The sequence below is a fragment of the Streptomyces sp. H27-H5 genome (assembly GCF_026627505.1).
In the GTDB taxonomy this organism is placed as follows: Bacteria; Actinomycetota; Actinomycetes; order Streptomycetales; family Streptomycetaceae; genus Streptomyces.
Window position 1 is genome coordinate 39,277 of the sequence record NZ_JAPNLK010000027.1, and the last position, 12,346, is coordinate 51,622.

The 12,346-nt window shown below is 73.8% G+C and carries 7 protein-coding genes; 5 read left to right on the forward strand and 2 right to left on the reverse strand.

Annotation, left to right across the window (positions count from 1 at the left end; translation table 11 throughout):
* Nucleotides 1-8: 8 nt before the first annotated feature.
* The 4 genes from OTB19_RS15890 to OTB19_RS15905 all read left to right on the forward strand — a co-directional run bounded on the left by OTB19_RS15890 (nucleotide 9) and on the right by OTB19_RS15905 (nucleotide 3,555).
* Nucleotides 9-857, forward strand: coding sequence for a Rossmann-like domain-containing protein (locus OTB19_RS15890; protein WP_267798889.1), 849 nt, complete (start codon nucleotides 9-11; stop codon nucleotides 855-857).
* Nucleotides 854-1,918 carry a GHMP kinase gene (locus OTB19_RS15895; RefSeq protein WP_267798855.1) on the forward strand — a complete coding sequence of 355 codons (1,065 nt, stop codon included), beginning with the start codon at nucleotides 854-856 and terminating at the stop codon, nucleotides 1,916-1,918. Before OTB19_RS15890 ends, OTB19_RS15895 begins: the two co-directional genes overlap by 4 nt.
* A complete protein-coding gene (locus OTB19_RS15900; RefSeq protein ID WP_267798856.1) occupies nucleotides 1,839-2,864 on the forward strand; it encodes a pyridoxal-phosphate dependent enzyme in 1,026 nt (341 codons plus the stop codon). The genes OTB19_RS15895 and OTB19_RS15900 overlap by 80 nt, the downstream gene beginning before the upstream one ends.
* Before the next feature lie 148 nt (nucleotides 2,865-3,012).
* Complete coding sequence (locus OTB19_RS15905; RefSeq protein ID WP_267798858.1) at nucleotides 3,013-3,555, forward strand: DoxX family protein; 543 nt, start codon at nucleotides 3,013-3,015, stop codon at nucleotides 3,553-3,555.
* A gap of 42 nt (nucleotides 3,556-3,597) precedes the next feature.
* Here the strand turns inward: OTB19_RS15905 and OTB19_RS15910 are convergent, their stop codons facing one another.
* Complete coding sequence (locus tag OTB19_RS15910; protein WP_267798860.1) at nucleotides 3,598-6,897, reverse strand: right-handed parallel beta-helix repeat-containing protein; 3,300 nt, start codon at nucleotides 6,895-6,897, stop codon at nucleotides 3,598-3,600.
* 196 nt (nucleotides 6,898-7,093) lie between these two features.
* Between OTB19_RS15910 and OTB19_RS15915 the strand changes: the two genes are divergently transcribed.
* A complete protein-coding gene (locus OTB19_RS15915) occupies nucleotides 7,094-8,275 on the forward strand; it encodes a S8 family serine peptidase (RefSeq protein WP_267798862.1) in 1,182 nt (393 codons plus the stop codon).
* A gap of 13 nt (nucleotides 8,276-8,288) precedes the next feature.
* On the opposite strand, the gene eccCa is transcribed toward OTB19_RS15915, so the two are convergent.
* Nucleotides 8,289-12,245: a type VII secretion protein EccCa gene (gene eccCa / locus OTB19_RS15920; protein WP_267798890.1), complete on the reverse strand. Its 3,957-nt coding sequence runs from the start codon at nucleotides 12,243-12,245 to the stop codon at nucleotides 8,289-8,291.
* Nucleotides 12,246-12,346 lie beyond the last annotated feature (101 nt).

A 12,346-nucleotide genomic window follows, 5' to 3' on the forward strand; every position in this document is an offset into this window, starting at 1 on the left:
CCACGCCCCTGCCGTCCGTCGACGCCCTCGTCGAGGCCGTCCTGAACGGCGAACACGGCCCACTGCCCTCCGACCTCGTCGCGACCAGCGTCTTCTGGACCCATCACGGCACCCGGCTGGCCGGCGGCCGCACCACCTACCTCAACCAGTACGTCCTGGTGCGCCTCGGCGGCTCCTTCGGCGCCTGCGCCTTCGAGGCCGGTGAGATCGATTCGTCGGTCTGCCGCGACGCCTCGGGCACCGCGCTCGACGTCCTGCTCCGCGAGGGCCCACGCCCGCTGAGGATCGCCGCCCTCGACGCCTACCTCGCCGAGCGGCGCCCGCACCGCGAGGCGGCGGACGCGAACGACGCCGACCCGGACACCCGACAGGGCACGGGCGCCGAACGGGTCGTCCTCCCCGCCGGCACCCCCGAAGTCCGCGCGCGCGCCCGCGACGCGGCGATCGCCGGACTGCTCACCATCGAGGAGGGCGCCAAGGTCGGCCTCATCGGCGTGGTCGACCCGCTGGTCGAGGCGATCCGCGAACGCGGCGGCGACCCGCTGCCGTGCGACCTCAACCTCAAGGCCACCCGCTGGGGCGATCCCGTCACCGGCGACATGCACGAGGTACTGGAGCGCGCCGACGTCGTCGTCGCCACCGGAATGACCCTGGGCAACGGCTCGTTCGACACCATCCTGGACCGCTGCCGCACCCGGGGCGTGCCCCTCGTCGTGTACGCGCAGAGCGGCAGCGCCGTGGCGCGCGCCTTCCTGGGCTCCGGGGTCACCGCCCTGTCCGCCGAACCCTTCCCCTTCTCCCAGTTCAGCGCCGACCCCACCGCCCTGTACCGCTACCGCGCGGAGGCCGGGGCATGACCCCCGCGGCCCGCCGGAGCACGCCCGGCACCGGGCGGCGTCCCGAAGCCCGCCGTACCGGCACCGGACACGCCCCCGGCCACCACGGCGAGATCCTGCAAGGCGTCTTCCTCGACGACACCGGGCGACGCTGCGCCGGCCTGGTCACCCTGCCGTTGCCCGGACCGGGCAGCCGCGCCGAGTTCACCCGCCGCCCGGGCACCTCCCCGCAGCAGCTCACCGTGGTGCCGGCCGACCGCACCAAGGCGGCCCGCGCGGCGGCCCTCGCCATGGCCGCGTGCGCGCCCGGGCACCCGGAACCCCCCTGCGGCGGGGAGTTGCGGATCACCGGCGACATCCCGGTCGGCCTCGGCATGGGCAGCTCCAGCAGCGACGTCGTCGCCGTGGTGCGGGCGGTCGCGGACTCCTACGGAACGCGCCTGCCGCCCGAGACGATCGCCCGGCTGGCCGTCCGGGCGGAGCTGGCCTGCGATCCGCTGATGCTCGACGGCCGCCCCGTGCTCTTCGCCCAGCGCGAGGGTCGGGTGCTGGAAGTCCTCGGCCGCGCCCTGCCATCCGTCGTCGTCGTGGGCTGCGCCCTCGGCGCGGGCGCACCCGTGGACACGCTCTCCCTGCCGGTCCGCGCCCACGACGACGGCGACGTGCGCGCCTGCGAACGGCTGCGCGTCCTGCTGCGGCAGGCCGTGGCCACGGGCGATGTCGCCCTGCTCGGCGAGGTCGCGACCGCCAGCGCCCGGCGAGGGCAGGAGGTCCTGTGCCACCCGGAGTTCGAGAGCCTCACCGACGTCGCCGCGCGCTTCGGGGCCGCGGGCGTCCAGATCGCGCACAGCGGCGCCGTCGCCGGCGTGCTCTTCGACCCGGCCGCCCCCGGCCTCCGGCGCCGGATCAGCAGCTGCGTACGGGCCCTGGAACACCGGGCGATTCCCACCACCCGCGTCTTCTCCACCCCCACCACCCTGCCCGCGACCAAGGAGTTCCGCAGTGGACCAGCACATCGCCGAGTCGATCGGCCGACCCGACCTGATACGCCTCGACGACCGGCTCGTCTGTCTCCGCTTTGAGACGATGAAGGTCGTCTCCGCCCTCGCCGCGGTACGCCACCTGCTCGACACCGGCGCGGTGCGGCGCGGAGACACCCTGGTGGACAGCTCCAGCGGCATCTACGCCCACGCCCTCGCCCTGGCCTGCCACCGCCACGGGATGCGCTGCCACATCGTCGGCTCCGCGACGGTCGACCACACGCTGAGCACCCAGCTCGCCGTGCTCGGGGCGACCCTGGAGCGGATGGAGCCCTGCGACGACCTCAAGCTCGACCAGAAGCGCCGGGTCGAGCGCATCCACGAGATCCTCGCGGAACACCCCGAGTACCACTGGATGCGGCAGTACCACGACGACATCCACTACCTGGGCTACCGCGCCGTGGCGGGCCTGATCCGGGAGTCCACCGGCACGGACGAGCTCACCGTCGTCGGGGGCGTCGGATCCGGCGCCTCCACGGGCGCGCTCGCCCGCTACCTGCGCGAGGACTCGCCCGGCGTCGAGCTCGTCGGCGTCCAGCCCTTCGGCAGCGTCACCTTCGGCGCCGGTCACGTGAGCGACCCCGAGATCATCATCGCGGGGATCGGCAGCTCCATCCCCTTCGGGAACGTCGGCCACGCGTCCTACGACACGCTCCACTGGGTGTCCTTCGACGCCGCCCTCGCCGGCAGTGTGGACCTGCTGCGCAGACACGCCGTGTTCGCCGGGCTGTCCTCCGGGGCGGCCTACCTCGCCGCCCGCTGGGAACGGGCGCGGTCCCCGCGGCGTACGGTCCTCTTCGTCGCGGCCGACACCGGCCACCGCTACGTGGACACCGTGTACGCCCGCCACCGGGAGGCCGTCGCGATCGACTCCCTGGCCCCCCGGCCGGTCACGGCGCAGGCCGACCTCGTCCTTCCCTGGTGCCGGATGGACTGGGAGCGGGCCCCGGCGGACGCGCGGGCGAGCGGCGTCCCCGGGCGGGGATGACCGGGACGACGCGCGGGGCGACCGGCACGGGGCCGGGGGCGCCGCGCCGCCGGCACTTTCGGCCGACAGCGGCGACGTCACTACCAGGACATTCCGGACGGGAGGCATAGGGTGGCAGCCACCCGCCGGAGACGAAGAACGGACGTTCATGGCCTACGAACGACGGGCTTACGGGAACCTGCGCACGCTCCCGGCTCCCGCCACCACCGCCACCCACGACGTCGGCCTGCTGGTCCTGCGGCTCACCGTCGGTCTCACCATGGCCGGCCACGGCACGCAGAAACTCTTCGGTTGGTTCGGCGGTCCCGGTCTCACCGCCACCGGCAAGGGCTTCACGATGAGCGGCTACCCCGCCGGCGACGCCATGGCCGTCATCGCGGGTCTCTCCGAGACCCTGGGCGGCCTCGGCCTCGCCCTCGGGTTGCTCACCCCGCTCGCCGGAGCGGTCCTGATCGGCACCTTCGTCAACATCCTCGCCGTTCGCGGCGTGAACAGCTTCTTCGCCCCCAGGGGAGTGGAACTCGAACTGGCCCTGCTGGCCGGGGTCGTCGCCCTCACCCTCACCGGGCCGGGCCGCTTCTCGGTCGACCGCTTCCTTCCCGTGCTGAGCGAGTCCAGGCCCCGGTACTCCGTCCTCGGGCTGGTGCTGGGGGTCGTCGTGGGTTTCGTCGTCCTGCTCGTCCGGGACTGACACCCCACCGGACCGGGGCGCGCGGCGCCCGGCCGCGTCGCCTCACACCGGCGTCGGCCGGGAGCCCGGCAGGTCCTCCGGGAGGAGCAGCCGCAGATCGTCCAGGCCCGGAGCCGTGAACGCACCCAGCCGGCGGGCCTGTTGCGTCATCATCTCCTCCACCAGGATGCGTCCCGTGCGGGCGTTGCCGAACGAACGATCGCGCGGCAGCGCCGCCACGTACGCGCGCAGCGCCTCCACCGTCGGCGGCGGGCAGTCGTAACCCGAGTCGGCGGCCTGCGCGGTGATGATCCCCACCAGCTCCTCCACCGTGTAGTCCTCGAACTCGACCGTGCGGGTGAAGCGCGAGGTCAGCCCGGGGTTGGAGTCCAGGAACCGGCGCATCTCGGCGGTGTACCCGGCGGCGATGACCACGACCTCGTCGCGGTGGTCCTCCATCAACTTGAGCAGCGTCTCCACCGCCTCCCGCCCGAAGTCCGACGGTGAACCCTCCGGGGTCAACGTGTACGCCTCGTCGATGAACAGCACACCGCCCAGGGCCCGTTCGAAGACCTCCTTGGTCAGCTGCGCGGTGTGGCCGACGTACCTGCCGACGAGATCGGTGCGCGCCACCTCCACCAACTGGCCCTTGGGCAGCACCCCGAGGGAGTGCAGGATGCCCGCGTACAGCCGGGCCACCGTCGTCTTGCCGGTCCCGGGCGGGCCGGAGAACACCAGGTGTTGGCTGATCCTGGGCGCGGGCAGCCCGGCGGCCCGCCGCTGCCGGGCGGTGGCGAGCAGATGCACCTGATCGGTCACCGCCCGCTTCACCGCCGACAGACCGATCATGCCCTCCAGACGGGTGAGCAGTTCCTCGGAGCTGTCGGCGTCCCGTGCGGCGCCCCCCTGCTCGACGGCCACGTCCTCGGGCAGCAGCAGCGACAGGTCGCTCTCGGCGGGATCCGCCATCGAGCCCAACCGGAAGGCCTGTCGATCCACCATCTCCTCGAACACCCGGCGCGCCGCACGGCCGTTGCCGAAGGCGGCGCCCCGCTCCATCCGGCCGTAGTGGCCGGCCAGGGCGTCGAGGGTGCGCGGGTCCAGCGCGTAGTGGTGGGCCTCACACATCCGCTCGGTGATGGTGACCAGTTCCTCCACCGAATAGTTCGCGAAGTCGATGGTGCGGGTGAAACGGGACGCCAGACCCGGGTTGGAGTCCAGGAAGGCGGCCATCTCGTCGGTGTAGCCGGCCGCGATGACCACGACCTCGTCGCGGTGGTCCTCCATGAGCTTCAGCAGGGTGTCGATGGCCTCCCGGCCGAAGTCGGCGCCGCCGCCCTTGCCGTCGGACAACAGCGTGTACGCCTCGTCCAGGAACAGCACCCCGCCGAGGGCCTCCTTGAACGCCTCCGTCGTTTTGATGGCCGTTCCGCCGATGACCTGGGCGACCAGATCGGCCCGGGACACCTCGACCAGATGACCGGAACGCAGCACCCCCAACTCGGTGAGGATGCCGCCGTACAACCGGGCCACCGTGGTCTTGCCCGTTCCGGGCGGCCCGGAGAACACCAGGTGGCGGCTCATCGGCGGCATCGGCATGCCGAGCCGGGACCGGCGCTGCGCGAGCTGGTTCAGGTTGACCAGCGTCTTCACCTGGTGCTTCACGTCCGCGAGGCCGATCAGCGATTCCAGCTCCTCCTGCGGACCGCGCGGAGCGACACGGGACGGACCCCGTGACTCCCCGACCCCGGCCGCTTCGGCGCCCCACGCGTCGGCCGTGCCGTTGCCCGCGCTGGTCAGGTTCTCCACGGTGAGTCGGTCGCCGGCCCGGGTCTGCTTCAGGCCGGCGCCCCGGTTGTCCCGCACCGCGCAACCGGTCGCGGTGATCGGCTCCGCGCTGTCCACCCGGATGCCGTCGCCGAGGCTGCCGCTCACGAGGCAGGCGTCCAGCGCGAGCCGGGCGCCGTCGGAGGCCATCACCCCATGGGCTCCCGAGTCGGTGATCTCGGTACGCAGGAGCGACAGTTCACCGCCCTTGTCCACCCCGACACCGGACGCGCCGGAACCGTGCACGCGGCAGTCCCGTACGGTGCCCAGCCCGTCCGCACCGACCCGTACGCCCGTGTCCGCCGAGGCGCGGACGGCGGTGTCCCGCAGGTGGGGGTTGCCGCCGGAGGCGATCCGCACCCCACACGCCCCCGCCCCGTCGATCTCGCAGAGCTCCAGCCGACCGCGACCCTCGTCCACGACCTCCACGCCGTGGCCCCCCGCGGAGGTCACGCGGGCGTGCCGCAGCAGCGGGTTGGCGCCGCCGCGGATCAGGATCCCGGTGCCGGCCGCGTCCGCGACGTGCAGACGGTCGAACTCGGCCGCCGAGTTCTCGTCCAACACCACGGCGCCCAGCGGATCGGCGCAGTCCCGCACGGTGGTGTCGGTCAACGAGGGCGCGCCGGAACCGATGACCCGGACGGCCGGGCCGCCGGCCGTGTCGAACTCGCACTCCCGGAACACGCCCCGGGACCGCTCCGTGACGGCCAGGCCGTTCCCCTTGGTCCGCGAGGTGCGACAGCGCACCAGTTCCGGGGCGGCGCCCGAAGCCACCACGATGCCCGGGCCGTTGGTGTCGGAGACGGTGACCTCCTCCAGCACCGGCCGGGAGTCGCTGGTCACGTAGACGCCCACGGCCGCGCCGTGGATCCGGGTGCGCAGCACACGGGTGGCGCTACTGCCCTCCAGGGCCACGGCGGGCTTCTCCGTGCCGGTGATCTCGCAGTCCTCCACCACTCCCTGCGCCTCGCCGTTGGCGAGCACCCCGTTGCCCCGGGCGTCGCGGATGCGGCAGTCGCGGACCGTGGTGCGGCCCTGCTCGCCGATGACCACGCCCGAGGTGCCCAGGTTCTCGATGACGCAGCCGGCGACCACCGTCCCGGTCGGCGCGGTGTCGACCACACCCGCCCCGACCGGGTTGCTGATCCGACAGTCCCGCACCGCGAGCGACCCGGACTCCCGGGCCAGCAGGGCCGTCCAGCCGGAGCCGACGACGATGCAGCCGTCCATGGCGACCTGGCCGCGCACCGCGTCCACCACCGGCACGTCCTCCGTGCCGCCGCGCAGCGTGAGGTCGGTCAGCATCACGGCGTCGGCGATCAGGGAGACGGCGCTGCCGCGGCGCGGGCAGATCTCGACGCTGCCGCGCTCGCCGTCGGCGACGATCGTGACCCGGTTGCGGACCGTCAGGTTCTCCGGGTACCGGCCGGGTCGTACGCGGATCACCGCTCCGGTGCGGGCCTGTGCCAAGGCCTCACCGATGGTCCGGAACCCCTGGGATTCCTCCGGGCTGACGGTGAGCAACTGCCGTGACACGCTGGTCCTCCTCGCTCCGACGTCGTCTCCGCCCCCTGTGGGGACGACGCGACGCACCGCTTGCAGGCTACGTGAGGGGGACGGTGATCTACCAGGTGGAGCAGGCCAGTTCACGCCGCGGCCATCGGATGCGGGCCGAATGTGCCCTGTCGGGCGGCGCGTTGCGCAACAGGGCACACCGCCTAGGATGCGCGCCATGAGACACGCGCTTTCCCGTGCACCGGCCTCGGCGGCGGCACTGGCCGCGGTGATGCTCTCCGCGGCGTGGCCTGCGCCCGCTGTGGCGGCCTCCGACCCCATCGCCCTGCCCGTGGTCCGTTCCTCGCTGACGGCGGACGAACCCTGCGCGGCGGCCTCCGGGCAGGTCGCCGAGGTGGAGCCCTGGCCGGTGCGGGCGCTCGGCCTGGCCCGCGCCGGGCGCGTGTCCGAGGGCGCGGGGGTGACCGTCGCGGTGGTCGACACCGGGGTGGGAGCCGGGGTCCCGTCGCTCGCCGGCCGGGTCCGCCACCTCGGCCCGGCGGACCAGGACTGCGTGGGCCACGGCAGCTTCGCCGCCGGGTTGATCGCCGGCGCGCCACTGCCCGGCGTGGGCACGGTCGGCGTGGCGCCCGCGGCGCGCCTCCTGGCGGTGCGCGGCACAGACGAACGCGGCGCCGCCACACCGGAGTCGCTGGCCGGCGCCATCCGCGCCGCCGCCGACGAGGGCGCCGGGGTGGTGTACGTCGCCTCCGCGCTGGCGACCGGAGCGGACGTCCTCACGGACGCGGTCGCGTACGCGGCACGCAAGGACGCCCTCGTCGTCGCCCCCTTCGCCCCCGACCTGCCCCCCGAGGCCGGCGGCGCGAGCCCCCCGGCGCAGCCCTGGTACTGGCCCGCGGCCGCCCCGCACGCCCTGTCCGTCATGGACTACGGGCCCGGCGGCGGGCGCCCGGACCGCGCGCCGACGGCCGTGGGCGCCGACCTGGCCGCGCCCGGGGACACGGTGGTCGGCCCCGGACCGCGGGGCCCGGGCCACTACCTCGGGTCCGGTTCCTCGCTCGCCGCCGCCCACGTCGCCGGGGCGGCGGCCCTGGTCCGCTCGCGCCACCCCGAGCTGACGGCCGACCAGGTCCGCGACCGGCTCGTCGTGTCCGGCTATCCGGACACGACGCCACGACTGGACCCGTACGCCGCCCTGACGGCCGTACTGACCGACCGCGCCGCCCCGGGCCCGCGCCCCGAACCCGCCCGGGTGCCGGACCCGGCGCCCGCCGCACCCCGGCAGCGGGCCCTCGTGGTCGCCGCGGCGGGCGGGGGCCTGGTGCTCCTGGTCGCCGCCGCCGCGGTGGTGGTCCCCCGGGGACGGGCCCGCCGGTGGCGCCCCCCGGGCACGGGCTGACCGGGGGCCCCCCTCAGGACTCCGGGTCCCCCAGGAACGCCGTCTGGATCTGCACCGTGCGGCGCCGGGCGATGCGGGTGGCGCGTCCGGGCGGCAGCAGCCGGCCCTTGGTGTTGCCGAGGACGTACCCCTCGGACGGCGGGCAGGAGAAGAGCAGGGAAGGCGTGTTGACCTCCTGGAGGCGGCGCATCAGCGCGTCGCCCATGCCTCGCCCGGCGCCGCTCGCGGAGCGGGCGACGATCAGGTGCAGGCCCACCTCCCAACCCAGCGACAGGTGCGGCAGCAGCGGCTCGAACGGCGGGTTCGCGGGGTTGCTGCCCACCATGTCGTAGTCGTCGACGAGGATGAACAGCCGGGGACCAGTCCACCAGTCCGCGAGCCGCATCCGGGCCGGGGCGATGTCGGGCCCCGGCACCCGGGTCCGCACCGCGCGGGCCGCGCCGTCCACCAGGTCCTTCAGCGCGTCGATGGACACCGCGTGCCCCAGCCGGTAGGTGTCCGGGACCGCCTCCACCAGCTCGCGCCGGTAGTCCACCACCATGATCCTGGCCTCGGCCGGCGTGTACCGGTCCATGATGGCCCGGGCCGCGAGCCGGAGCAGGTTGGTCTTGCCGCTCTCGGTGTCCCCGACCGCGATCATGTGCGGACTCTCGCTGAAGTCGTGCCACACGGTGGCCAGCTCGTCCTCCTCCAGGCCGAGCGGCACCCGGAAGTCCCCCTCGGGGGCCGGCAGCTCCGCCACGGGCAGCTCGGTCGGCAGCATCCGTACCTGCGGGGCCGGCGGCCCGCTCCAGCTCTCCCGGACGGCCGCGACCAGACCGGCCACGCCCTCCGTGAGGTCGTCGGTCCGCTCGCCGCCGTCGATGCGGGGCAGGGCGGTCAGATAGTGCAGCTTGCCCTCCCGGGTCAGCCCCCGGCCGGGCACCCGGGGCACGGTCGCCGCCCGCCGGATGTCGATCTCGGAGTCCATGGCGTCGCCCATCCGCAGCTCCAGATGGGTGCCCGCCTGGTCCCGCACCGCCGACGGCAGCTCCACCCAACGCGCCGTGGTCACGATGAGGTGCACGCCGTAGTTCAGGCCGCGCGCGGCGATGGCGCCGAAGGTCGGGATGTGACGGTCGTAGTCCTGCCGCACCGTGGACCAGCCGTCGATGACCAGGAACACGTCGCCGTGGTCCTCGGCGGGGAACTCGCCGGCGGCCCTGCGGCGCCGGAACGTGGCCATGGAGTCGATGCCGTGCTCCAGGAAGAACTTCTCCCGGGCCGCCAGCAGCGTGGTCACCTCGGCGATCGTCCGGCCCACCCGCTCGCCGTCCATGCGCGCCGCGACACCGCCCATGTGCGGCAGCCCGGCCAGCCCCGACAGGGTGCCGCCGCCGAAGTCCAGGCAGTAGAACTGCACTTCGCGCGGAGTGTGGGTGAGCGCCAGGGACGCCAGGATGGTGCGCACCATGGTGCTCTTGCCGCTCTGCGGGCCACCGGCGACGGCGATGTGCCCGCCGACCCCGGACAGGTCCACGGTCAACAGGTCGCGCAGTTGGTCGAAGGGCCGGTCCACGATGCCGATCGGCACCTTCAGTCGCCCCCGGTCCGGCGCGTCCGCCGTGGTCAGACCGCGCTCCGGGTCGGGCGTCAGCGGCGGCAGGATCTGGTCGAGCGTCGCCGGCAGGTCCAGCGGCGGCAACCACACCTCATGCGCGGGCGGGCCCGCGCCGAGGAGCCGCTCCACGGCCACGGACAGCAGCGAGTCGCCGCTCTCCTCCGCCTCGGGCTCGGGCGCCGGCAGGTCGGGCACCGTGCGCGGCACCACGTACCCCGTGCTCCACGGCACGGTCTGGCCGGCGGCCCGCGCCTGGCTCGCGCCGCCCCTGCGGTGCCGGTAGGGCCCGGACACGTACGCCGCCCGGAACCGGGTCAGCGCGTCGACCCCGGACTTGAGGAAGCCTCCGCCCGGGGCCGACGGCAGTTCGTAGGCGTCCGGTACCCCCAGCACCCCGCGGCTCTCCATGGCCGAGAAGGTGCGCAGCCCGATCCGGTACGAGAGATGGCTCTCCAGCTGGTGCATCCGGCCCTCGTCCAGGCGCTGCGAGGCCAGCAGGAGGTGCACGCCGAGGCTGCGGCCCAGCCGGCCGATCATCACGAACAGTTCCATGAACTCCCGGTGCGCGGCCAACAGTTCGCTGAACTCGTCGACGATCACGAACAGGCTCGGCAACGGGGCCAGCGGGGTCCCGGCGGCCCGCGCCTTCTCGTACTCCAACGCCGACGTGTAGTTCCCGGCGGCCCTGAGCAGCTCCTGGCGGCGGATCAACTCACCGTGCAGGGCGTCCTGCATGCGCGAGACGAGTGCCGCCTCGTCCGCCAGGTTGGTGATCACCGCCGAGGTGTGGGGCAGTTCGTCCAGACCGAGGAAGGTCGCCCCACCCTTGAAGTCCACCAGGACGAAGTTCAGCGTCTCCGAGGAGTTGGTCAGCGCCAACGCCAGCACCAGGGTGCGCAGCAGCTCGCTCTTGCCGGAGCCGGTCGCACCGATCAGCATGCCGTGCGGACCCGTGCCGCCCTGCGCGGACTCCTTGATGTCCAGCTCCACCGGCACCCCGTCCGCGCCCACCCCGATCGGCACCCGCAGCCGGCTCGGCCCCGTCCCGCGCCGCCACAGCGTGTCCGCCACGTGCCCGTACAGGTCCGAGATGCCCAACAGCGTGGTCAACTCCACGTCGGTCGAAAGGGGTTCGGCGCTGTCCGTGCCGATGCCCATCCGGTACGGCGCCAGACGTTTGGCCAGCGCCGTGGCGCCCCGCGTACCGAAGGCGTCGGGACGGCCCAAGGGCGCGACCTGCTCCTTGCGGTCACGGTCCGTGCGCACCAGCCGGAAGTCGCCGTCGGCCACCTCGAAGCGCAGCGTCACCCGGCCCGGACGCCAACTCAGCGCCCCGGTCAGGTCGAGCACCACCGTGTTGCGCAGCCCGGGCCCGTCCAGCCGGTGCCCGCCGGGGACGGTGCCGCCGTCCACCACGATCACCGTGAACGGCTCCTCCCGGCCGGGCAGCGACTCCGGGTCGAACGGCGGACGTTCCAGGAACTCCGCCCCCAGCAGGTCCTCCAGCTCACCGAGCGCCGAACCGGTCATCCGCGCCGGCCCCGCCCCGTCGGTCTCCTGCGGATGCAGATGGTGCGGCAGCCACTTCGCCCACTCCCACTCCGGGCGGCGTTCGTCGGACACGCACAGCGCGATCCACAGGTCGTCGGGGGAGTGGAAAGCGGCCAACTGCGCGACGAGCGCACGGGCCAGGGCGCGTATGTGCTCCTCGTCGCCCCGGAACAACACCCGCGCCCACGCCCGCATGTTGATCGCGATCGGCTGGTCCGGCACGGTCGCGTACGCCCGGATGAAGCTGCGCAGCGCGTGGGCGGCGAGCGGTTCGAGGTCCTCGACCGGACTGGTCGCCATCGGGTTGAGCCGCAGCCCCAGCTTCTGGTCGCCGACCGCCACCCGCACCTCGCCGAAGTCCTCGTCCTGCGGCCGCCGTTCCCACAGGCGGGTGGTGCCGACCACGGACCACAGAGCGGCGGGGTCCGGGTGCCGCCAGGCCAGGGCGCGCTGCTGGTCGATGACGGCGGCCCGCACCTTGCGCCGCGTCTGGGTCAGATAGCGCAGGTAGTCGCGTCGTTCGCCCTTCAGTCGCTGCTTGCGCTCGCTGTTGCGGCGCATGACCTGGCCCAGCATCATGGCCGCCGAGGCGATCACCATCATCCCCAGCGCGAGGTAGATGAACCCGCCGCCACCGGCCGCCCCGGGCCGGATGAACATCAGCATCATCGACACCGACATCAGCGCCATCGGCAGATACGTCCACACGGCCGACGAGTCGGGCACCACCTCCGGGAGCACGGGAGGCTCCTGCAGGGTCAGTTCCCCGTCCGGCATCTCCGGGCCACGCCTGCGGGCCGGCCTTCGGAACAGCACCACACTCACCGAACGGACTCCTCGCACCAGGGGTCGCGGGCGTCGCCACACGCACAGACGGCGAATACCTCGGACAGGTGAGTGATACTACGATCGTTCGTGCT